Below are 23,131 nucleotides of genomic sequence, written 5' to 3' on the forward strand. Positions count from 1 at the left end.
CGCCCGGACGGAAACCGGGGCACGGCGGCAGCCGGGACCCTGCCGGAGCCGGAGCCGGAGCCGGCGCCGGCGCGGAGGCTTCGGCCGGCGGGTCAGTTGCTCCCGCGAAGCTGGCCGACCACGTCGAGGACGACGGCGCGCAGGTCGCCGTTGTGTTCTGCGGCGACCCTGCGCTGGCGCTGGTAGCCGGCGCCGGCTTCGAGGATCTTCTCCACGTCCGCCAGCTCCTCGCTGCAGCCGAGCTTCCTGGCGACCGGCTCCAGCCGGTTCAGCACGTGTTCGCGCAGGTGTTCCGTGACCGGCATTTCCTTGCCGGCGGCGTTGAGGATGATGATGGCGTCCATGCCGTAGCGGGCCGCGCGCCATTTGTTCTCCTGCACGTGCCACGGCGGCATGGTGGGGATGGCCCAGCCGTTGTCCAATGCGGTGGAGAACTCGTCCACCAGGCACTGCGTCAGCGCGGCGACGGCCCCGACGTCCTGCAGGGTGGACAGCCCGTCGCACACCCGCATCTCGATGGTGCCCAGCGCGGGAACCGGCCGGATGTCCCAGCGGATCTCGCTGATCGTGTCGATCACCCCGGTGGTGAACATGTCTTCGACGTAGTCCTCGTACACAGCCCAGCTGGGGAACTGGAACGGCAGCCCGGCGGTGGGCAGCTGCTGGAACATCAGCGCGCGTTGCGAGGCGTACCCGGTGTCCTCTCCCGCCCAGAAGGGGGAGGAGGCGGAGAGCGCCTGGAAGTGAGGGAAATAGTTGACCAGCCCGTCCAATACCGGCAGGGCCTTGTCCCGGTGGTCCAGGCCCACGTGCACGTGCACGCCGTAAATCACCATCTGGTGTCCCCACCATTGGGTGCGGTCGATCAGCTTGGCGTAGCGTTCCTTGTCGGTGACCGGCTGCAACCGCGGTGCGGCAAACGGATGGCTGCCGGCGCAGAAGAGCTCCACGCCCATCGGGTCGGTGACGTCGCGGACGGCCGCCAGGGCGCTGCTCAGGTCCGCTTTGGCCTCGCTGACGGTGTTGCAGATGCCGGTGACCAGTTCCACGGTGTTCAGCAGCAGCTCCTGCTTCACGTGCGGGTGCTCGTCATCGTCCCGCAGCTCGGGGTGCCCGGCGCGGACGGCGTCCAGCACCTGCTCGGCCACCGAGACCAGTTCGCCGGTCTGGGCATCCACCAGCGCCAGCTCCCACTCAACCCCGAGGGAGGATTGGGCGGACCGTGCGAAATCGATGTACAAACGTTGCTCCGTCTCTGGCGGGACCGGCTGCCGCCGGAGGTACACGTCTGGCGCCAGCGGGGCCAAGACACAGCTTGATTCTAGTGCTTCAGGGCCTGGCGGTGCGCTCGCGGCTGCGGGTGCCGGCGGCGGGAACGGGTTCGACGACGATGGCGATCCGGTCCTCGCCGACCCTAGTCAGCACCAGGGTGGCCTTGTTCGGCCCCTTGCCGGAACCGGTCAACAGGGTCTTGCGCAGCTCGTCCGGTGCAACCGATGTGCCGCGTTTCTTGATCTCGAGTGTGCCGATCCGGCTCGCCTTCACCCAGGCCTTGAGCTTCTTGACGTTGTACGGCTTGACCTCCAGCACCCGGTACGCCCGGGCGAAGGGCGATTGCTGCAGGTGCGGGGCGCAGATGTACGCGATGTGCTCATCCAGCAAGTGCCCGCCCAGGCCGCGGGCCAGGTCGGCCACCAGCCCAGCGCGGATCACCGCGCCGTCGGGCTCATACAGGTAGCCCGCAGCCGGTCCGATCGCCACGTCCTGGTTGGCGGGGTCGTAGTTGACGGCGCTGGTCAGCTCGGCGGTGCCGCCGGCACCGGTGACCAGGGCTGCGCGCCGGATGCCCGGCCTGGCCAGCCGGTTGAACCACAGCGCAGCCTCGACCACGTCGCCGTCGACGGATACCCACTGGGCCTCGCAATTCTCCGGCAGCGCCTCATGGGGAATCCCGGGACCCATCTTGACCCCCACCGGCATGCCCCCGTCGGCCAGCCTTTCCACGAAGGACAGCGGCGGAGAAAACGCCTCCGGGTCGAAGATGCGGGTCGTGCCCGAGGCCGTCGTCGTCCGCCGCGCCGGATCCAGCCACACGCCGTCGATCCCGGTCAGGTCCAGTCCCTCTGCGTCGGCGTTGACCACGGTGGCGGTTGGCCACGGCATCAGGTTGATGGTGGCCACGGCGGCGGTGGTCTCATCCCGTTCCACGGCGGTGACCCTGCGGTCCAGGCTGGCCAGCGCCATGGCGTCTGCGCCGATTCCACAGCCCAGGTCCGCGACGTGCTCCACTCCGGCGGCCTGGAACCGCTGGGCGTGCAGGGCGGCGATGTTCAGCCGGGTGGCCTGTTCCAGTCCGGCCGGGGTGAAAAGCATTTTCTCCGCGAACGGCCCGAACTTCGCCTTGGCCTTCGCCCGCAGCCGGGACTGTGTCATGGCAGCCGAGACCAGTTCGGGGGAGTGGCCGGCCTTGCGCAGCTCCGTGCCGATGTGCAGGCTCTCCGCCTCGGAATAGGGGCCGAGCGAGTTCAGCAGCTCCCAGCCTTCCGGAGTGAGGATCGGTGCAATGCTCTCGGCGTGGGTCTCGGGTGCCATGGTTTCAAGCCTAGTGCAGCAGAATCAGGCCGGCGGACCGGCCGATTTTCGCCTCGGGGGCGGGGATGGGTAGTTCTCCCCATGGCCGGATATGCTGGGACTCCGTAGAGTCGGTAAGGAAGCTTACTGTGAGGAGGCGTGCATGATGTCCACATCCATTGACGGGTACGACATTGATACCGACGCTTGCCAAGCCGAGATTGAAGCGGAACTTGGCGAGCTGATCGAGGCCGGCAACCGTGCCCACCAGGGCTGGCAGGCCCTCTGGAACGACGTCGCCGCAGGCGTCGGTGCACCGGTTCCGGGATGGCAGCCGGAGATCCGGCGCCTCGCCTGAACCTTGCGCGACGGTGGCTCCCGGCCGAACCGGCGTGCGACGCATGGGGGAAGCTGGTCGTTGCCGTCCGCCGGCCGTAGCATGGGCGCATGATCCAATCGGCGGCAACGTTCCTGTCCGCGGGCCGGTATTTTCGCGAAGTCCTGGCAAACGTGCCGCCGACCGCGTGGAACGCTCCCGGGCTGGACGATTGGAGCGTCCGGACGCTCGCCGGACATACCAGCCGCGCGCTGTCCACTGTGCTGACGTACTTGGGGCGTCCCGCGGGGACAGTCCAGGTGGAATCCGCCGCCGATTATTACCTGGCCACCGGACTGGCGAATGATCCCGGCGTCACCGAGCGGGCCATCGCCGCGGGCAGGGAGCTGGGGCCGGACCCGGTGGACATGGTGGACCGGCTGCTGGCCCAGCTGGAGAACACGCTGCCGTTGACCGAAGACCGGGTCATCGAGACGGCCGCCGGCGGGATGCGCTTCAGCGACTACCTGCCCACCCGGATCTTCGAACTGGCCGTGCACACTCTTGACCTGTCCCGGGCCTGCGGCCTGGTGGCCGAGCTGCCGCGCAACGTGGAGCTGGAGGCCGGGCGCCTGGCGATGGAGATCGCCTCGGAACGCGGCGACGGCGCGCTGGTGCTGCTCGCCCTGACCGGGCGGACCATGCTGCCGGGCGATTTTTCCGTGGTCTGACGCCTTGCCGGCCCGCGGACAGCCGCGCCGGCTGGGAGCCGCAGCCGGCGTCAGGCGAAGTAGACGCCGATCCGGTTGCCTTCGATCTCCTCGATGCGGATGTCGATGTCGTAGACGTCGCGCAGTACATCCGGCTGCATGATCCGGGCCGGCGGGCCCTGGTGCACCAGGCGGCCGGAGCGCATGGCGATGATCGAGTCCGAGTAGCAGGACGCGAAGTTGATGTCGTGGATAACCAGCACAACGGTCTTGCCCAGCTCATCGGTCAGCCGGCGCAGCAGCCGCATCATTTCCACCGAGTGCTTCATGTCCAGGTTGTTCAGCGGTTCGTCCAGCAGCAGATAGTCGGTGTCCTGCGCCAGCACCATGGCGATGAAGGCCCGCTGCCGCTGGCCGCCGGAGAGTTGGTCCACAAACTTGTCCGCCATCGACGTCAGGTCCAGGTAGTCCAGCGCCTGCTCGATCTGGGCGAGGTCGGCGGGGCCCGGCCGGCCGTTGTTGTGCGGGAATCGGCCGAAGCCCACCAGGTCCCGCACGGTCAGGCGGACGGTCAGCTGGTTGTCCTGGCGGAGGATCGCCATCTTGCGGGCCAGTTCCTTGCCCGGGGTGCTGCCGACGTCGAGCCCGTCGATGGTCACCGCCCCGGCGTCCATGGGCAGCAGCCGGGAGACCATGGACAGCAGCGTGGACTTGCCGGCGCCGTTGGGGCCGATGATCGAGGTGATGCCGCCGTCCTTGATGTAGCAGCTGACGTCGTCCACCACGGTCTGCGTGCCGTAGGTCTTGGAGACTCCGGAGACGTGGATCATTTGATGGAGCCTTTCAGCAGCAGGGCGATGAACAGGAGGCCGCCCGCGAATTCAATGACGATGCTCAGCGCGGTATCGAAGCTGAACACCTGCTCGAGGACCAGCTGGCCGCCGACCAGGGCGATGGCGCCCAACAACACGGCGATGGGCAGCACGTACACGTGCCGGAAGTGCGAGCACAGCAGGTAGGCAAGGCTGGCCACCAGCAGGCCGAAGAACGTGATCGGGCCGACCAGCGCGGTGGAAACGGCCACCAGGATGGCGCACAGCATCAGTACGGTGGTGACGGCCCGCCGGTGGTCCACGCCCAGGTTCAGCGCCGTGTCCCGGCCCAACGCCAGCACGTCCAGTTGCCGGCGCATCCGCCAAACCGGGACGCTGGCCGCGGCAACGGCCACCGCGGATGCGGCCAGCAGCACGCCGTCCACGTTGTTGAAGCTGGCGAAGAACAGGTCCTGCAGGATGATGAATTCGCTCGGGTCGATCAGCCGCTGCAGCAGCGAGGAAATGCCGCGGAACATTGTCCCGAACACGATGCCCACCAGCAGCATCAGGTGCAGGCTCTTGCCGCCGCCGGTGAACAGCCAGCGGTAGAGCAAAAAGGAAAAGCCCACCATCAGCATCACTTCGATCACGAAGCGCACCGGCGCGCCCAGGCTCAGCAGCGCCTGCCCGCCGATGGCGAAGGTCAGTCCGGTCTGGATCAGCATGTAGAGGGCATCGAAGCCCATGATCGACGGGGTCAGGATCCGGTTGGCGGTCACCGTCTGGAACAACACGGTGGACACGCCCACGGCGTACGCCACCAGCAGCATCGAACCGACCTTGATGGCCCGCCGGGGCAGGACGTAGCCGAGGTTGCCGCGCAGGTCGATGGCCATGAACACGGCCACGAGGACGGCCGCCAGGAGGCCCAGCAGGATGATCCAGGTCCGCGGCCGGACCGTGGTGAGGGTGCGGCGCTTGTGCTGCGTCAGCGCGGCGGGAAGTACCGAATCAGCCATTCTTGCGGGTCCTCAGCAGCAGGTACAGGAAGATGGCGCTGCCCACGGCGGAGACGATGACGCCCACCGGGATCTCGTAGGGGTAGCGGATGGTGCGGCCGATGATGTCGCACAGCAGCACGAAGCCGGCGCCGAAGACTGCCACCCAGGGAACTGCGCGGCGGGCGCTGTCGCCGAACGCCAGCGACACCAGGTTGGGCACCACGAGTCCCAGGAACGGAATGGCGCCGATGTTGACTACCACCACGGCGCTGATCAGCGAGACGATGACCAGCCCCAGCGTCAGGACCCGGCCGTAGTGCAGGCCCAGATTGGTGGAGAATTCCTGGCCCATGCCGGCCATCGTGAACCGGTCCGCGCACAGGTAGCCGATCACCGCGAGCACCGCGACAATCCAGAGGAGTTCGTAGCGGCCGCGCAGCACGCCGGAGAAGTCGCCGATCATCCAGCTGTTCAGCGTCTGGAGCAGGTCGTAGCGGTAGGCAAAGAACGTGGTCACCGCGGCGATGACGCCGCCCAGCATGATGCCCACCAGCGGGACAATGAGCGTGTTGCGCAGCGGGATCCGGCGCAGCACCAGCAGGAACAGGCCGGTCCCGGCGGCCGCGAACACGGTCGCCACGGACATCTTGGCCAGCAGGGTGGCGCCGGGGACGGCCACCGTGACCACCAGGATGCCCAGCGAGGCCGACTCCACGGTGCCCACGGTGGAGGGCTCCACGAATTTGTTCCGCGCCATCAGCTGCATGATCAGCCCGGCAATGCCCAGCGCCGCGCCGGCCAGGATGACAGACAGGGTGCGCGGCAGCCGGCTGATCCAGAAGATGTCCCAGGCCGTCTGGTCCCCGGCCAGCAAGGCGGGCAGTGACACATCGCTGACGCCCACAAACATGCTGGCAATGGCCAGGATGACGACGGCGGTGCCCGCCCAGGCGAGCTGGGAACCGGATCCGCGGGCGCGGGAGCGTCCCGCCGCGGCTGTAACCGCCGGGGCCGGACTGGAAATCGTGGAGGAAGCCATGGATCGGGCCACCGCGCAGGCCGCCGGCGGGTCGCCGGCGGCCGTACGGGTGCTACTTCGTGATGGCTGCCTGGACGGCACTGATCATGGCGTCCGTATTATTCAGGCCGTAGCCCACCAGGTACCAGGACGCTGAATCCAGATAGGTGATGCTGTCGTTCTTGGCGGCGCTGGTGCCGTTGACCAGTTCGTTGTCCAGGACGGCCGCAGCGGCCTCCCCGGATTCGCCGACGGCCGCGTCGCGGTCGATCACGAACAGGTGGTCCGGGTTGGCCTCGGCGACGAATTCATGCGAGATGGCCTCGCCGTGCGGGCCCTCGGACTTTACGTCAGCGGCGGTCTGCACGCCCAGGACATCGTGCACGATGCCGAACCGGGATCCTGCCCCGTAGGCCGTCATCTCGCCGCCACTCGTCATCAGCACCAGGCCGGTGCCGGCGTCGGCGGCTGCGGCCTTGGTGTCCTCGATCTTCGTGTCGATGGCTGCCAGCTTTTCTTCGACTTCGGCTTCCTTGCCGAAGATCTCGCCCAGGGTCGCGGAGACTTCCTTGAAGCTCTCGATCGGAGCGGCGGTGTCAACGCTCAGGTCGATGGTCGGGGCGATTTTGCTCAGTTCCCCGTAGGCCTCGGCGGTGCGGCCCGAGATGATGATCAGATCGGGTGCGCCTTCGCTGATCGCCTCGAAGTCGGGTTCCTTCATGGAGCCGATCTTGGTGTAGTCGTCCCCGGCGTACTGTGCCAGTGACTCGGGGAACACTGCTGCTTCCGGGACGCCGTCGACCTCGACGCCCAGGGCGGTGAGGCTGTCCAATACCCCGAGATCGAAGGTGTAGACGGTCTCCGGGTTCACCGGCACGTCGGTGGTACCGGAGGCGTGCTCTACGCTGATCGTCTCGGCACCGGTACCTGCTGCGGCATCGGTCTGCTGGCCGCAGGCGCTCAGGGCGAGCATGGAAACGGCTGCGGTCATGGCCACCAGGCCGGACTTCAGGGGCTTTTTCACTGACTCTCCATCGTTCGTCAACGCCGGCCCGGGCGGGGTTCGGCATTAGGCAACATAAACGTTTGCTATTTGCGCGCAGCTTGAAGCTACCGGGTTAGGTTAGCCTTACGCAACTTGGCCGCCGGTCGACGGTGTCGATTTACGTCACACAGGGGTGGCCGCGGAAGTCGGCCGGCGCCCGCCGTTGGCACTCGCCTTGACCGAGTGCTAATCCTTCTCATAGAGTCGCAGTTAGCACTCGCCCCGTGTGGGTGCTAATACAAGGAACCGCCTGCCGGCACCGCGACGACGGCAGACATCTCCTTGGCCAACCTATTCGTAGCGCATGAAAAGGAGAGAGCCGAGTGTCGGTCTCCATTAAGCCTCTTGAGGATCGTATTGTTGTCCAGCCGCTCGAAGCAGAGCAGACCACGGCCTCCGGCCTGGTCATTCCGGACACCGCCAAGGAAAAGCCGCAGGAAGGCAAAGTTGTCGCGATCGGCCCCGGCCGCGTCGATGACAATGGCAACCGGGTTCCCGTTGACGTAGCCGAGGGTGACGTCGTCATCTACTCGAAGTACGGCGGAACCGAGGTCAAGGTCGGCGGGGAAGAGTACCTGGTGCTCTCCGCCCGCGACGTGCTGGCCATCGTCACCAAGTAAGGCCCATCAGCTGAGTCCGGCGGCTCGGGCGCGCGCAGTCGACGCCCGCAGCCGGAATCACGGACAACCGAAATGCCCCGGCTGCCTCCTATAGCAGCGCAGCCGGGGCATTTTGCGTGAAAGGAACAAATTCATGGCAAAGCAGTTGGAGTTCAACGACGCTGCCCGCAGGGCGCTGGAAGCCGGCGTCGACAAGCTCGCCAATACCGTCCGGGTCACCCTCGGTCCGCGTGGCCGCAACGTGGTCCTGGACAAGAAGTGGGGCGCCCCCACCATCACCAACGACGGCGTGACCATCGCCCGCGAGGTGGAACTCGACGATCCGTACGAGAACCTCGGCGCGCAGTTGGCCAAGGAAGTCGCCACCAAGACCAACGATGTTGCCGGTGACGGCACCACCACCGCTACCGTCCTGGCCCAGGCCCTGGTGAAGGAAGGCCTCCGTAACGTGGCCGCCGGCGCCGCCCCCGGCGCACTCAAGCACGGCATCGAGGTAGCGGTCGAGGCCGTGGCCGCCCGCCTGCTGGAGAATGCCCGCGAGGTCGAAGGCAAGGTCGCCGAGGTCGCCACCATCTCCGCCCAGAGCCCCGAGGTCGGCAAGCTGCTGGCCGAAGCGTTCGACAAGGTGGGCAAGGACGGCGTCATCACCATCGAAGAGGGCTCCAGCATGGAGACCGAGCTGGTGCTCACCGAGGGCATGCAGTTCGACAAGGGCCTGCTGTCGCAGTACTTCGTCACCGACCAGGAGCGCCAGGAGGCAGTCCTCGAGGACGCGCTGATCCTGATCTCCCAGGGCAAGATCTCCACGGTGCAGGAGTTCCTGCCGCTGCTGGAAAAGGTGCTGCAGGCCAACAAGCCGCTGTTCATCATCGCCGAAGATATCGACGGCGAAGCCCTCTCCACCCTGGTGGTCAACAAGATCCGCGGCACCCTCAACGTTGCCGCCGTGAAGGCACCGGGCTTCGGCGACCGCCGCAAGGCCATGCTGCAGGACATCGCGGTGCTCACCGGCGCCCAGGTCGTGTCCGCGGACCTCGGCCTGAAGCTGGACCAGGTGGGCCTCGAGGTGCTGGGTACGGCACGCCGCATCACCGTCACCAAGGACAACACCACCATTGTGGACGGCGCCGGTTCCGAGGCCGACGTGGCCGACCGGGTGGCCCAGTTGCAGGCAGAGGTGCTGCGCACCGATTCCGATTGGGACCGCGAGAAGCTCCAGGAGCGCCTGGCCAAGCTGTCCGGCGGCATCGGCGTGATCAAGGTCGGCGCTGCCACCGAGGTCGAAATGAAGGAGAAGAAGCACCGGATCGAGGACGCCGTGTCCTCCACCCGCGCTGCCCTGGAAGAAGGCATCGTGGCCGGTGGCGGCACCGCCCTGGTGCACGCAGCCCAGGCTCTGGACACCGACCCGAACGTGCTGGCGCTCGAGGGCGACGCAGCCACCGCCGTCGGACTGGTCCGCCGCGCGCTGGCCCAGCCGCTGCGCTGGATCGCCGAAAACGCCGGCCACGAGGGCATGGTCGTGGTCTCCAAGGTGGGCGCCCTGGAGGTCAATAACGGCTTCAACGCCGCCACCGGCGAATACGAGGACCTCGTCGCCGCCGGCATCATCGACCCCGTGAAGGTGACCCGTTCGGCGTTGCGCAACGCAGCCTCGATCGCGGCACTGGTGCTGACCACCGAGACCCTGGTCGTCGAGAAGCCGGCCGAAGAGGACGAGCACAACCACCAGCACTAGCGCACGCCGCCAGCTGCTGGTCGGGCCTCGCCCGTCCGGAGGGGATCCTGCCCGCGCAGGGTCCCCTCCGTCGTCGTGGGGCTCCCCGGTGGCGGGCGCGGCGTTAGCTCCGCCACATCGGTGGCCGCGGGAAATAGTGGGCGGGGCGGAATCGTTTTAGGATGTAACCAACCCCGGAAACCGATTCTCGCTGTCGGTGACTGGCGGCCGCCACCGGTATCGTTCGAAAGGCCCTGCAGTGTCCGAAGAATTCAATCCGTTCGCTTTCGAGGGTCTGACCTACGACGACGTGCTCCTGCTGCCCGGCCCGACGGATGTGATTCCGTCCGAGGCCGACACCAGCTCCCGGCTGACCCGCCGCATCACGGTCCAGACTCCGCTCCTCTCCGCCGCCATGGATACCGTCACCGAATCGCGGATGGCGATCGCCATGGCGCGCCAGGGCGGCCTGGGCGTCATCCACCGCAACCTGTCCATCCAGGACCAGGCCGAGCACGTGGACCGGGTCAAGCGCAGCGAGTCCGGCATGATCACCAACCCGGTGACCATCGCCCCGGATGCCACGCTGGCCGAGCTGGACGAGCTTTGCTACAACTACCGCGTGTCCGGACTGCCCGTGGTGGACTCCGAGGGCAAGCTCGTGGGTATCTGCACCAACCGCGACACCCGTTTCGTGCCCCGCGCCGACTATCCCACCACCAAGGTGCATGAGGTGATGACCTCCATGCCGCTGATCACGGGCAAGGTGGGCATCAGCCGCCCGGAAGTCATTGAACTGCTGGGCAAGAACCGGATCGAGAAACTCCCGCTGGTGGACGACGCCGGCATGCTGCAGGGTTTGATCACCGTCAAGGACTTCGACAAGGCGGAGCAGTACCCGCTGGCCACCAAGGACGACGACGGCCGCCTGCGCGTGGGCGCGGCGGTCGGCTTCTTCGGCGACGGCTACGAGCGCTCCATGACCATGATCGAGGCCGGCGTGGACGTGCTGGTGGTGGATACCGCCAACGGCCACAGCCAGGGCGTGCTGGACATGATCGCCCGGCTGAAGAAGGACCCGGCCGCGGCCCATGTGGACGTGATCGGCGGCCAGGCCGCCACCCGGGAGGGCGCGCAGGCACTGGTCGACGCCGGCGCCGACGCCATCAAGGTGGGCGTGGGCCCGGGCTCCATCTGCACCACCCGCGTGGTCGCCGGCGTGGGCGTCCCGCAGATCACCGCGATCTACGAGTCTGCCAAGGCTGCCATTCCGGCGGGAATTCCCGTGATTGCCGACGGCGGCCTGCAGCACTCCGGGGACATCGGCAAGGCCCTGGTCGCCGGCGCGGACACCGTGATGCTCGGTTCGCTGCTGGCGGGCGCCGCAGAGTCCCCGGGCGACCTGGTGTTCGTCAACGGCAAGCAGTTTAAGGCCTACCGCGGCATGGGCTCGCTGGGAGCCATGCAGACCCGCGGCAAGAACACCTCCTACTCGAAGGACCGCTACTTCCAGGCCGACGTGCCGGACGACGAGAAGCTGATCCCCGAGGGCATCGAAGGCCAGGTGCCGTACCGCGGCCCGCTCTCCGCCGTCGCGCACCAACTGGTGGGCGGCCTGCGCCAGACCATGTTCTACACCGGTGCCCGCAGCGTCGCCGAACTGAAGGCCAAGGGCAAGTTCGTGCGGATCACGGCGGCGGGACTGAAGGAGTCCCACCCGCACGACATCATGATGACCGTGGAGGCACCGAACTACAAGCGGTAGTCCCGCAGTCTTCGGCGGCGCCGTTCCCCACAACAGGGGGAGCGGCGCCCCTCGCGTTAACCAGCGGCAGGACCTTCGCCGGCGGGCGCACCCACGGGCCGCGACCAGCCGCGCGTATGGACGGGACAGCGCATCGGTGCGTGGGCACGGGCGTGCAAGCGGCCACCGACCGCGATGCGGGTGAGCCAACGGAGCCGACGTCGGAAGATCAGAAGCGCGATGATCACGAGGGCCGCGGTGTCAGGCCAGCGCGGCGCCGGCCAGTTATCCGGCGCGGGCGGATACGCCCCGCCGGACAATCCGGCGGCCCGCTCAAAGTGGTTGCGTGAGGAGGGGAACAGTGCCCCGTCGATGATGTACGCCGCCGGAAATGCAAACGGGCCGGCGAGCAAGTTACCTACGGCCCACTGGTCAACATGCCGCGACTCGTGGATGGCGAGGGCCTCCTCCTCGGTCCGGGTCTGGGAGATGTTCGGGCCGTAGCGGACATACTGGCCTTCATCGGCTATGCCATATCCGTTGACGCTCAGCGCGCCCGCTGGGTCTACCGGTGGCATCCATGCAACGAACACGTCGCCGAGCATTGTTCCGCCACCGCTGGTTCGCGGCGGGGGCCAGAACATGACCAACAGCGACGGTCCTGAGCACGCTTCCATGTCAAGGCTGCGCCCGGTCAGGACCCCGACGCCGCTGATAGGGGCGACCAGGAAATTGCGGGTGATGCGCCACGGGGTCGGTGGTGAAATCTGCAGACGCGGCTCGGGCTTGATCTGTCCGTCGGCAGTGATATGGCTGTGGCAAACGATTGGCGGGGAGAGCGCCTCCTGGAAGCGGGCTCCAGCTCCCGCGACCAGGAGCGCCGCCACCACAAAGAGGGCGATATCGCGCACCCGCTGGTGGGCAGCGCAAACGGTACAAGATGCGGCTCTCCGCAACCGGCGCGAACGACGCGAGGGCATGGACCAGACCAGCCCGGCGATGCCAAAACACAGGGTGGCCGCCAAGCCACTCGCGAACGGTCGCATGCGCTCACCGGACCGCCGGAATCTTCCTCCCATGACTGACCACTTCCCGCTCCGGCTACCTGCGGCCGGCCAGCGGCAACCGTAAAGAGAGCGGGCCTACGGTGCGCTTGCCTGCCGTGCGGCAGGTAGAGCGTACCGCCTGCGCTGGGACGACGCCAGCAGTCAAAAGAGGAGTGCCTGGCAGTCGACACGGGAGGGTCCGCCCTGTCCGCTGGGCGCCGGCGAAAGTCCTGTCCCTGCCCGTTCCCCGGTGAACCGTTCCAGCGGTGGGATAACCTAGAGCCGTGACTTACGAGATTGAAATTGGCCGTGGCAAGCGTGGGCGCCGAGCCTACTCCCTCGATGACGTGGCGATTGTCCCCTCGCGCCGGACGCGCGATCCGAAGGACGTCTCGGTCAGCTGGCAGATCGACGCGTACACGTTCGACGCCCCGGTCATCGCCGCGCCGATGGACTCGGTCATGTCGCCGGCCACCGCCATCGCGCTGGGCAAGCTGGGCGGCCTGGGCGTGCTCAATCTCGAGGGCCTGTGGACCCGCTATGAGGATCCGCTGCCGGTGCTGGACGAGATTGCCGCGCTGGGCACGGAGAACTTCAGCCCGGCCGCGACCAAGCGGATGCAGGAGCTCTACTCCGCCCCCGTGCAGCCGGAATTGATCACCTCCCGGCTGGCCGAGATCCGGGAAGCCGGGGTGACAGTGGCCGGCTCGCTGACGCCGCAGCGCACCCAGGAGTTCTACAAGACCGTGGTGGCCGCCGGCGTGGACATCTTCGTGATCCGCGGCACCACCGTCTCCGCCGAACACGTCTCCAAGACGCAGGAACCGCTGAACCTGAAGCAGTTCATCTACGAGCTGGACACGCCCGTGATCGTCGGCGGCGCCGCCGGCTACACCCCGGCCCTGCACCTGATGCGCACCGGTGCCGCCGGCGTGCTGGTGGGCTTCGGCGGGGGAGCGACGACGACCACCCGCCGGGCGCTGGGCATCCACGCCCCGATGGCGTCGGCGATCTCCGATGTGGCGGCCGCGCGCCGGGACTACATGGACGAATCGGGCGGCCGCTACGTGCATGTGATTGCCGACGGCGGCGTGGGCTTCAGCGGCGACATCGTCAAGGCCATCGCCATGGGAGCCGACGCCGTGATGCTCGGTTCCGCGCTGGCCCGGGCGGAGGAAGCGCCGGGCCGCGGCTGGCATTGGGGCCAGGAGGCCCACCACGACGAACTGCCCCGAGGCGACCGCGTGAACGTGGGCACCGTCGGGCCGCTGGAGCGGGTGCTCCACGGCCCGTCCAACCACACCGACGGAACCTCCAACCTGGTCGGTGCGCTGCGCCGGTCGATGGCGACCACCGGGTACTCGGACCTGAAAGAGTTCCAGCGCTGCGAAGTGGTGCTGGCACCGATCCAGGCCGGCGACTGACTTGACCACGCTGGGAGGCTGATAGGCGATGACCACCGGAGCCCTGAGTCCCGAGAGCCGCGAGCAGGCGCTGGCCGCCCTGCGCGCCACACAGGAGCGCGGTGCCGAGCTGGACGTGCTGATCGTCGGCGGCGGGGTGGTGGGTGCCGGGGCCGCCCTGGACGCGGTGACCCGCGGGCTCGACGTGGGCATCGTCGAAGCCCGGGACTGGGCCTCGGGCACGTCCTCGCGCTCTTCCAAGCTGATCCACGGCGGGCTGCGGTACCTGGAGATGCTGGACTTCGCCTTGGTCCGCGAGGCGCTGCAGGAACGGGGGCTGCTGCTGGAGCGCATCGCGCCGCACCTGGTGCGGCCGGTGCCGTTCCTGTACCCGCTGACCAAGCGGTACGTGGAGCGGCCCTACGTCGGCGCGGGCGTGGCCTTGTACGACGCCCTGGCCATCGCCTCGGGCCGCGGGCGCGGCGTCCCCTTCCACAAGCACCTGTCCCGGCGCGGGACCCTCCGGGCGGCACCCAGCCTGAAGAAGGACGCCATGGTGGGCTCCATCCGCTACTACGACGCGCAGGTGGACGACGCCCGGCTGGTGGTCAACATCGTCCGCACCGCGGCGGCGTTCGGGGCGCACGCGGCCAACCGCCTGGCGGTGGTCGACTTCCTGCGCGAGGGCGAACGCGTGGTCGGCGCCCGGGTGCGGAACCAGGAGGACGGCAGCGAGTTCAACATCCGGGCCAAGCAGGTGGTCAACGCCACCGGCGTGTGGACGGACGAAACCCAGGCCATGGTGACCGAACGGGGCCAGCTGAGCGTACGTTCCTCCAAGGGGATCCACCTGGTAGTGCCGCGCGACCGGTTCCAGTCCACGGTGGGGCTGATCCTGCGCACCGAGAAGTCCGTGCTGTTCGTGATTCCGTGGGGGCGGCACTGGATCATCGGCACCACCGACACCGACTGGAACCTGGACAAGGCCCACCCGGCGGCCTCGTCCAAGGACATCGACTACCTGCTGGAACACGTCAACCAAGTGCTCCAGCGTCCGCTCACCCGGGAGGACGTCGAGGGCGTCTACGCCGGGCTCCGGCCGCTGCTGGCGGGCGAGAACGACTCCACCGCCAAGCTCTCGCGCGAACATGTGGTGGCGCACCCGGTCCCCGGACTGGTGGTGGTGGCCGGCGGCAAGTACACCACCTACCGCGTGATGGCCAAGGACGCCGTGGACGAGGCGGCACGGGCCCTCGACGAGCGCGTCCCGCCCAGCTGCACGGACACCATTCCGCTGCTCGGCGCCTCCGGTTTCAAGGCAGCCTGGAACAGGCGCAGCCGCACGGCGGACCGAACGGGCATCCACGTGGCCCGGGTGGAACACCTGCTCAACCGTTACGGATCCATGGTCGGCGAGGTGCTGGACATCATCACCGAACGGCCGGAGCTGGCCGAACCGCTGCCCGGTGCCGACGATTACCTGGCGGCCGAGGTGGTCTATGCGACCACGCACGAGGGAGCCCGGCACATCCACGACGTGCTCACCCGCCGGACCCGGATCTCCATCGAGGCCTGGGACCGCGGTGTCTCCGCCGCGCCGGTCGTCGCCAAGCTGATGGCCCCCCTCCTCGGCTGGAGCGAAGGGCAGGTGGAACGCGAGGTGAAGCACTACCTGGCCCGCGTGGAAGCCGAACGGCTCAGCCAGGAGCAACCTGACGACGTCACCGCCGACAGCGCCCGGATGGGCGTTGACGACATCGTCCCGCTGGCCTGAGGACGCCGGGGCAGGATTCGTTTTCTACATGGTTGCGAAGTACCTTTAATGGGTGCTCAAGACTGCCCTGAAACCCCGCTGGATAGCGGCTCTGGTGCTTGCGCTGGCGCTGTCCACGGTGTTCGTGCTGCTGAGCCAGTGGCAGTTTTCCACGTCGCAGAGCGAACCGCCCCCGCCCCCGGGCGAGACGGAAGCCGTCAAGCCGCTCACCGACGTCTTTGAACCGGGCATCCCGATGACGGCCGCCACCGCCGACCAGATGGTCACCTTCGACGGCAGCTTCGTCCCCGGCGGGCAGGTGCTGGTCCAAAACCGCCTGCAGGACGGCGAAGAAGGCCTCTGGGTGGTCGACCCGTTCGCGGTGGACGGCGTGGAGCAGTTTGGCGAAGACGTGGTCATCCCTGTCGTGCGCGGCTGGGTCGAGGAACCGGCGGACGCCGTTCCCGCCCCGGAAGGCGAGGTGACCGTCGTCGGGCGCCTGCTGCCCACGGAAGCTCCGCTGCCCGGAACCCTGCCCGCCGGCCAGGTCGCTTCGTTGTCGGCGGCCGAGCTGATCAACCGCTGGAACGCGCCCGGCTACTCCGGTTTCGTGGTCGGGACCGGCTTCACCGTGGGCGGCACCGACCTGGGCACCGCGACCGAAGGGACGCCGATGCGGCCGGTGGTAGTCGGACCGCAGCCACAGGAAGCGCCGGTCAACTGGATGAACGTCTTCTACGCGGTGGAATGGGTGGTGTTCGCCGGATTCGCCATCTTCCTCTGGTGGCGGCTGGTGGCCGACGACTACCGCCGCGACCTTGAGGCAGCCGAAGACGCGGCCGAAGCGGCCCGCCATGCAGCCGAAACCGGCCGGGGGAGCGCGGCAGGCCCGGCGGCCGGCGCCCGCCACGGTGGCGACAACGCCGCCGACCAGACCACATCCAGCACACCCCACACAACGAGGTAGTCCACGTGACCGAAAACGCCCCCGACCGTTCCGCCGCGACCCAGCGTCCGGCCAAACGCCGCTTCGGCGGAACCCACGCCCAGATCCGCTCCGCCCTGACCTTCTACAAGGTCACCTCCTACATCACCGGCATCATGCTGCTGCTGCTCTGCGCGGAGATGGTGCTGCGGTACGGCTTCAACCTGTTCCTGTTCGCCGGGGCCACCAACACCCTGACGGGCGAGACGTTCGCGCTGGGCCTGGCGCAGGCCGAACCGTCCGTGATCGACGGCATGAACCTGTCCATCGCGGTGCTGATAGCGCACGGCTGGCTGTACGTGCTGTACCTGATTGCCGACTTCCGGCTCTGGTCGCTGATGCGCTGGCCGTTCAGCAAGTTCGTGCTGATCGCCCTGGGTGGCGTGATCCCGTTCCTGTCCATCATCCTGGAACGCAAGGTGCACCGCGAGGTGGAAGAAGAACTGGCCGCCCATCCCGAAGCCGCCAAGCGCTACTGACAGACGCCGGGCACCCGCCGCGGTGCCGGCGCACGACGGCGGGTGGGCACCCGCCGTCGTGCGCTACCTCACGCGGCGGGGCCCGACGCCAAAGTGCGTGGCCCCGGACGCGGCGACTATCCTGTAAGGGTGACTACTCCTCCCCCCGCCACTACGGACCACCGGCCCGTCCTCGTCGTTGACTACGGGGCCCAGTACGCGCAGCTGATCGCCCGCCGCGTGCGCGAGGCCAACGTGTATTCCGAAATCGTTCCGCACACCTACACCACCGAACAGCTGATGGCCAAGAACCCGGTGGCCATCATCCTCTCCGGCGGGCCCTCCAGCGTCTACGCCGAAGGGGCGCCGAGCATCGGCGCGGACCTGTTCGAGGCCGGCGTCCCGGTGTTCGGCATCTGTTACGGCTTCCAGGCCATGGCGAACGCCCTGGGCGGCAAGGTGGCAAAGACCGGCCTGCGCGAGTACGGTGCCACGGACGCCACCGCGGTGGGGGAGGGCCGGTCCATCCTGGCCGGCGTGCCCTCGGTGCAGAACACCTGGATGAGCCACGGCGATTCGGTGCAGGAGGCACCTGCCGGATTCGACGTGCTGGCCAGCACGGCCGGCGCCCCGGTGGCCGCCTTCGCGAACGACGAGAAAAAGCTGTACGGCGTGCAGTGGCACCCCGAGGTCAAGCACTCGGCCCACGGCCAGCGGGTGCTCGAGAACTTCCTCTTCCGTGGCGCCGGGCTGGAGCCCAACTGGACGACCGGCAACATCGTGGAAGAGCAGGTGGAGCGCATCCGCGCCCAGATCGGCGATTCCCGCGTGATCTGCGGACTGTCCGGCGGCGTGGACTCCGCCGTTGCCGCGGCCCTGGTGCAGCGCGCGGTCGGCGACCAGCTGACCTGCGTCTTCGTGGACCACGGACTGTTGCGCGAGGGCGAGGCCGAGCAGGTGGAGCGTGACTTCGTCGCGGCCACGGGCGTGAAGCTGTACGTAGCCAACGAGCAGCAGCGCTTCCTCTCGGCGCTGGCCGGCGTCACCGACCCGGAGACCAAGCGCAAGATCATCGGCCGCGAATTCATCCGCGCCTTCGAAGCCGCCGAGAAAGCCGTGCTGGCCGAGGCGGCTGCCGAAGGGGAGTCGGTGAAGTTCCTGGTGCAGGGAACGCTCTACCCGGACGTGGTCGAGTCCGGCGGCGGCGAGGGCGCCGCCAACATCAAGAGCCACCACAACGTGGGCGGGTTGCCCGAGGACCTGCAGTTCGAGCTGGTTGAGCCGCTGCGGACGCTGTTCAAGGACGAAGTCCGTGCCGTCGGCGCCCAGCTGGGCCTGCCGGCCGAAATCGTCGGACGCCAGCCGTTCCCCGGCCCGGGCCTTGGCATCCGGATCATCGGCGAAGTCACGCAGGAGCGCCTGGACCTGCTGCGCAAGGCGGACGCGATCGCCCGCGCCGAACTGACCGCCGCCGGCCTGGACCAGGAAGTCTGGCAGATGCCGGTGGTCCTGCTGGCCGACGTGCGCAGCGTGGGCGTGCAGGGCGACGGCCGCACCTACGGACACCCGATCGTGCTCCGTCCGGTCTCCTCCGAGGACGCGATGACCGCAGACTGGTCGCGGCTCCCCTATGACCTGCTGGCCCGGATCTCCAACCGCATTACCAACGAAGTGGACGGCGTCAACCGCGTGGTGCTCGACGTGACGAGCAAACCGCCGGGAACAATCGAGTGGGAGTAGCCGCAACGGGCGACCGCTGCCCAGCCGCAGCGCAGCTGCGGATGAACTGCAAGGCAATTTCGCCGAGCAGTGTTGCGGTCGCCCGTTTGGCGTTTAAAGTCCGATACCTTGTTTGACATGCCGTTGTGGTCCAGGCAAGTCGCCGAGAGTGAAGTAAAGGGGGCAGCCGTGTCGCTGGCCAGCGCAGCTGAGGCTGCTGAAGACGTTGTGGCATCGTGGCTGGAAAACCTGGGAGATCTCGCCGGGTCGGACACCTTGCTGCGGTTCGCCCCGACGTCGTCGAACAGCATTGACCTGACGCATGCCCACCCCTCCGGCCTGGCGCAGCTGCTGGCCGGGCGCCGCACCCGTCTTTCCACCTTGCTGCGCGAGCCGAACCAGTACGCCGCGGCCATGCGCACCGCCCGCAGCCTGCGCGCCAAGATCTACGAACTGGGCTCCGACCGCGGCATCGACGTCGGGTACCTGGCCGCCGGCACCGCGTCCTGGCGGGTTCCCGAGGTCGGCCGGTCCGAGTCGCTGAACGCCCCGGTGATGCTGATCCCGGTGGCGCTGACCGTCCGCCCCAGCCAGGACGACTTCGAACTGCAGTTGACCGACCGCGCCCGGCTGAACCCGGCCCTGGTCCGCCACCTGTCCGCGGAGCAGGGGATCGGCATCGATGCCGACGCGACCGCACGGCTGGCCTACAGCACCGCCCGCCTGGATCCGCACCCCGTGCTGGAACGGCTGCGCCTGCTCACCGCCGGGGTGCGGAACATGACCATCGAACACCATCTCCTGGTGTCGACCTTTGCGGACTTGGAAGCGGTCACCGACCCGGTCCTGCTCGATGCCGGACACCCGGTGATCCGCGCGTTGGCCGAGGCCGGCGCCGGCTCCCAGGCCGGACCCCGTCCGCTGGCCGGCCGGAACGCGGTGCCCGTGCCGGAGGTGGAGCTGCCGCCGATCGACGAACGCGATCCGCAGGATGAGTTTTTGCTGCTCGACGCCGACGCCGCGCAGCAACGGGTGCTGGACCTGGTCCAGGCCGGGCACTCGCTGGTGGTCTCCGCGCCGCCGGGCACCGGGCAGACCCAGACCGCACTCAACGCTGCAGCGGCCTTGGCCTACGAGGGCAAGAGCGTGCTGGTGGTCGCCGAGCGCCGCGGCACGCTGGCCGAATTCGCGCAGCAGCTGGAAACCGTGGACCTGGGATCGCTGGCGCTGCAGTTGAGCGCGGACCTGACGCCGGAACAGCTGCGCCGGGCGCTGATCCGCGCGATCAGCCGCAGCGAAAAGGCGCAGGAGCCGCAGCTGCAGAAGCTGCACACCACCCTCTCCGAACACCGGCACAAGCTCTTGGAGCATGTGAAGTCGCTGCACAATGTGCGCAGCCGCTGGCGCTGTTCCCCCTACCAGGCGATGCAGTCGCTGGCCAAGCTCACCTCGCTCGATCCGGCGCCGGCGACCACCGTGCGGCTGAAGCGGTCGGTGCTGGACAGCATCACCGACCGGGCGGAGCTGGCGGCCCGGCTGGTCCGGGCGGCCGAGTTGGGCAGCTTCAGCAAGTCCGCCACCACCAGCCCGTGGTTCGGTGCCAAGCTGCTCAACCGCAAGGAAACCGAAGACGCCCACCAGCTGGCCGCCGACCTGGCCAAGGACGTCCCGCGGCTGCGTGAACGGATGAACAAGGTCGCCGAACATTCGCAGATCGCCCTCGCCGGGACGTTCCGCGAGTGGGGGGAACAGCTCCAACTGCTGGTGGAGGTCCGCGGCAGCCTCGACAAGTTCACCCCGGACATCTTCGACCGGCCGGTCACCGACCTGATTTCCGCGACCGCGCCAAGTTCCTGGCGGCGCGACCGCGGAATCGAAATGAGTTCGATGACGCGGTCCCGGCTGCGCAAGGTGGCCAAGGAATACATCCGCCCGGGTGTGCATATCTCCGACCTGCATGAATCCCTCTTCGAGGTGCAGCAGCAGCGGACAAAGTGGGCCGACTACGCGACGTCGCAGCGCCATCCGGCGGTGCCCTCCGGGCTGGCGGACCTGAACGGCTTTTACCGGGAGGTGGCACAACGCCTCGGGAAACTGGCCGCGCTGTTGGCGCCGGTGCCCGAAGACCGTGCCCTCGCGGCCCTGCCCGACGGCGAACTCCAGGAACAGCTGGACGCCCTGGCCGCGGACCGCGAAACGCTGGTGAACCTGCCCGAACGGACGCTGCTGCTGGAGCAGATGCGCGAACACGGCCTGACCGAACTGCTGGACGATCTGGCCAAACGCGAAGTCGGCGCGGACGAGGTCAGTGCGGAACTGGACCTGGCGTGGTGGCAGTCGGCACTCGAAGCGATGATCAGCGGCGACGACTACCTCGCCATGTCCGACGGCGACAACCTGCGCAAGCTCGAGGCTGTCTACCGGCTGGCGGACAACGCGCACATCGCGTCCGGGCCCGCCCGGCTGCGCTGGGAACTGGCACAGAACTGGCGGCATTCGCTGAAGAGCAAGCCCAAAGCCGCGCAGCGGTTGCGCGACCTGCTCAAGGCCGGCGAACCCACCCTGGCCGCCTTGGGGCAGCAGTCGGAGTCCCTGGTTTCGGCCCTGTTGCCGATCTGGACTGCCTCCCCGCTGGTGCTGCCGCTCCTGCTCCCGGAAGGCAAGCACTTCGATGCCGTGATCGTCCTTGACGCCGAAGCCACCAGCCTGCCGTCGGCGCTGACCGCGCTCTCCCGGGCGCACCAGGTGGTGGCGTTCGGCGACGGCGAGTTGGGCCGCGCCGAGCCCTTCGAAGTCAACGTGGACCGGCGGAACGATCCCGTCACCGGCGAAGCCCCGCTACCGCTGGCCAGCTGCTTCCACGCGCTCTCCGAGGTGCTGCCGGTGGTGGCGCTGACCACCGCTTATCGTGCAGTCGACCTGGACCTGACCCGGTCGTTGAGTGAGAAGTTCTACGGCGGTTCGCTGTCCCGGCTGCCCGGCGCCAGCTCCATCCGCGGGGGCGGCCTGGAAGTGGAATACCTGCCCGACGGTACCGGGATGCCCGGCGCCGGACACGAAGGCGTGGAAAGCGTCCCCGCCGAACTCAACCGCGTGGTGGACCTCGTCTTCGAGCACATCAGCCTTCGGCCGACGCGGTCCCTGGCGGTGGTGACGGCCAGCGCCCGGCACGCTTCCCGAGTGGCGGAGGCCATCCGGCTGCAGATGCCCAATTACCCGGCGGCGGCAGATTTCTTCCACCGCCGCCAGGAGCCCTTCCGGGTGGTTCCCGTCGAACGCGCGTCCGGATTGGTCCGCGACGACGTGATCTTCTCGCTCGGCTTTGGCCGCACGCCGCACGGGCGTGCGGTGCACGACTTCGGACCCCTGTCGGCGCCGCACGGGCGGGCGCTCTTCGCGACCGCGGTGACCCGTTCCCGGCATTCGCTGCACGTGCTCAGCTGCTTCCGCCCCGAGGACCTGGACCCCGAACGGCTGCGGCATGGAGCCGCCGACTTCCATGACCTGCTGGACCGCCACCTCGGCGACGGCCGGTTCACGGCGCCCGAACTCTCTCCCGGAATCGACGACCCGCTGGTCGCGGACCTGGTGGAGCGCATCCGCGCCCGCGGCGCACGGGTTTGGGACCATTACTACGGAGTCATCGACATCGCGGCCAGCACGGGAACGGTGCAGTATTCGCCGGATGTTGAACCGACCCTGCCGGTGGCCCTGGAATCGGACGGCAGCCGGCAGTACCAGGAGCTGACCGTGCGGGAGCGCAGCCGGCTGCGTCCGCAACAGCTCGAGCGGTTGGGCTGGCGGCCGCTGACGCTGTGGACCATCGAGGTGTTCACGGATCCGGAGAAGTGCGCAGACCTGATCGGAGGCTACTTGGGACTGCACAAGCCGGAAGAACCGGCAGACAAGGACGAGCGCCCGGCCACCCCGCGGAAGCCGGAGCCAGCTGCGGAGCAGGCACTGCAGGCGGAGGAGTCCCCGCACGCTGCGGGCTCGGCAGACGAGTCGGGCGATGCCGGCGACGACCGGTTGCGGCCGCGCCGGGCCAGGCGCAACCAGTCGCCGACGCTGCCCACCAAGGCATCGGAGGACGACCCCCGTGCGTGGGGCGACCGGGAAGAGGACCGGGACGCCTGGCTGCGCGAGCAGCGCCCGCCGCACTGGGGCTAGGCCGGGAGCCGTTCTGCGGCCGGCCGATCCGGGGCAGTCC

Annotated in this window: 18 protein-coding genes; 11 read left to right on the forward strand and 7 right to left on the reverse strand. The window is 68.3% G+C overall.

Annotated features, from left to right (window positions below; genetic code table 11):
* Positions 1–92: 92 nt before the first annotated feature.
* Both AC5RVS_RS07710 and AC5RVS_RS07715 read right to left on the reverse strand, forming a co-directional pair.
* Positions 93–1,241: a glutamate--cysteine ligase gene (locus AC5RVS_RS07710; protein ID WP_493988967.1), complete on the reverse strand. Its 1,149-nt coding sequence runs from the start codon at positions 1,239–1,241 to the stop codon at positions 93–95.
* A gap of 88 nt (positions 1,242–1,329) precedes the next feature.
* The gene (locus AC5RVS_RS07715; RefSeq protein WP_493988968.1) at positions 1,330–2,592 is read right to left on the reverse strand and encodes a THUMP-like domain-containing protein; all 1,263 of its coding nucleotides are present in this window, start codon (positions 2,590–2,592) and stop codon (positions 1,330–1,332) included.
* Positions 2,593–2,734: 142 nt separating this feature from the next.
* On the opposite strand from AC5RVS_RS07715, the gene AC5RVS_RS07720 reads away from it, so the two are divergent.
* Positions 2,735–2,929: a hypothetical protein gene (locus AC5RVS_RS07720; protein ID WP_494107695.1), complete on the forward strand. Its 195-nt coding sequence runs from the start codon at positions 2,735–2,737 to the stop codon at positions 2,927–2,929.
* Between the two features lie 89 nt (positions 2,930–3,018).
* Complete coding sequence (locus AC5RVS_RS07725) at positions 3,019–3,618, forward strand: maleylpyruvate isomerase family mycothiol-dependent enzyme (protein ID WP_494107696.1); 600 nt, start codon at positions 3,019–3,021, stop codon at positions 3,616–3,618.
* A gap of 50 nt (positions 3,619–3,668) precedes the next feature.
* Here AC5RVS_RS07725 and AC5RVS_RS07730 read toward each other — a convergent pair whose 3' ends face one another.
* Genes AC5RVS_RS07730 through AC5RVS_RS07745 form a run of 4 tightly spaced genes read right to left on the reverse strand, consistent with a single transcriptional unit; the run spans position 3,669 to position 7,455 of the window.
* Complete coding sequence (locus AC5RVS_RS07730; protein ID WP_494107697.1) at positions 3,669–4,427, reverse strand: iron ABC transporter ATP-binding protein; 759 nt, start codon at positions 4,425–4,427, stop codon at positions 3,669–3,671.
* Positions 4,424–5,431: an iron chelate uptake ABC transporter family permease subunit gene (locus AC5RVS_RS07735; protein WP_493988972.1), complete on the reverse strand. Its 1,008-nt coding sequence runs from the start codon at positions 5,429–5,431 to the stop codon at positions 4,424–4,426. The genes AC5RVS_RS07730 and AC5RVS_RS07735 overlap by 4 nt, the downstream gene beginning before the upstream one ends.
* Positions 5,424–6,452 (reverse strand): ABC transporter permease, encoded by a 1,029-nt coding sequence (locus tag AC5RVS_RS07740; RefSeq protein ID WP_493988973.1) that lies wholly within the window; start codon positions 6,450–6,452, stop codon positions 5,424–5,426. Before AC5RVS_RS07740 ends, AC5RVS_RS07735 begins: the two co-directional genes overlap by 8 nt.
* A gap of 52 nt (positions 6,453–6,504) precedes the next feature.
* A complete protein-coding gene (locus AC5RVS_RS07745) occupies positions 6,505–7,455 on the reverse strand; it encodes a siderophore ABC transporter substrate-binding protein (RefSeq protein WP_493988974.1) in 951 nt (316 codons plus the stop codon).
* A 344-nt stretch (positions 7,456–7,799) separates the two neighbouring features.
* Between AC5RVS_RS07745 and groES the strand changes: the two genes are divergently transcribed.
* The 3 genes from groES (at position 7,800) to guaB (ending at position 11,578) form a co-directional block, all read left to right on the forward strand.
* The gene (gene groES / locus AC5RVS_RS07750; protein WP_127511177.1) at positions 7,800–8,096 is read left to right on the forward strand and encodes a co-chaperone GroES; all 297 of its coding nucleotides are present in this window, start codon (positions 7,800–7,802) and stop codon (positions 8,094–8,096) included.
* Between the two features lie 133 nt (positions 8,097–8,229).
* A complete protein-coding gene (gene groL, locus AC5RVS_RS07755; RefSeq protein WP_493988975.1) occupies positions 8,230–9,834 on the forward strand; it encodes a chaperonin GroEL in 1,605 nt (534 codons plus the stop codon).
* 238 nt (positions 9,835–10,072) lie between these two features.
* Positions 10,073–11,578 carry an IMP dehydrogenase gene (guaB, locus tag AC5RVS_RS07760; protein ID WP_493988976.1) on the forward strand — a complete coding sequence of 502 codons (1,506 nt, stop codon included), beginning with the start codon at positions 10,073–10,075 and terminating at the stop codon, positions 11,576–11,578.
* A 56-nt stretch (positions 11,579–11,634) separates the two neighbouring features.
* Here the strand turns inward: guaB and AC5RVS_RS07765 are convergent, their stop codons facing one another.
* The gene (locus AC5RVS_RS07765; protein WP_493988977.1) at positions 11,635–12,603 is read right to left on the reverse strand and encodes a hypothetical protein; all 969 of its coding nucleotides are present in this window, start codon (positions 12,601–12,603) and stop codon (positions 11,635–11,637) included.
* 284 nt (positions 12,604–12,887) lie between these two features.
* On the opposite strand from AC5RVS_RS07765, the gene AC5RVS_RS07770 reads away from it, so the two are divergent.
* The 6 genes from AC5RVS_RS07770 to AC5RVS_RS07795 all read left to right on the forward strand — a co-directional run bounded on the left by AC5RVS_RS07770 (position 12,888) and on the right by AC5RVS_RS07795 (position 23,091).
* Entirely contained in the window at positions 12,888–14,027 is a 1,140-nt protein-coding gene (locus AC5RVS_RS07770) for a GuaB3 family IMP dehydrogenase-related protein (protein WP_493988978.1), read from the forward strand.
* 28 nt (positions 14,028–14,055) lie between these two features.
* A complete protein-coding gene (locus tag AC5RVS_RS07775; RefSeq protein WP_494107698.1) occupies positions 14,056–15,780 on the forward strand; it encodes a glycerol-3-phosphate dehydrogenase/oxidase in 1,725 nt (574 codons plus the stop codon).
* Between the two features lie 52 nt (positions 15,781–15,832).
* Entirely contained in the window at positions 15,833–16,726 is an 894-nt protein-coding gene (locus AC5RVS_RS07780; RefSeq protein ID WP_494107699.1) for an SURF1 family protein, read from the forward strand.
* A gap of 5 nt (positions 16,727–16,731) precedes the next feature.
* Positions 16,732–17,223, forward strand: coding sequence for a DUF3817 domain-containing protein (locus AC5RVS_RS07785; RefSeq protein ID WP_494107700.1), 492 nt, complete (start codon positions 16,732–16,734; stop codon positions 17,221–17,223).
* A 129-nt stretch (positions 17,224–17,352) separates the two neighbouring features.
* The gene (gene guaA / locus AC5RVS_RS07790) at positions 17,353–18,942 is read left to right on the forward strand and encodes a glutamine-hydrolyzing GMP synthase (protein WP_493979489.1); all 1,590 of its coding nucleotides are present in this window, start codon (positions 17,353–17,355) and stop codon (positions 18,940–18,942) included.
* Positions 18,943–19,059: 117 nt separating this feature from the next.
* Positions 19,060–23,091 (forward strand): DUF4011 domain-containing protein, encoded by a 4,032-nt coding sequence (locus AC5RVS_RS07795; protein WP_494107874.1) that lies wholly within the window; start codon positions 19,060–19,062, stop codon positions 23,089–23,091.
* Positions 23,092–23,131 lie beyond the last annotated feature (40 nt).

This window comes from Arthrobacter sp. Y3221048, from assembly GCF_059092685.1.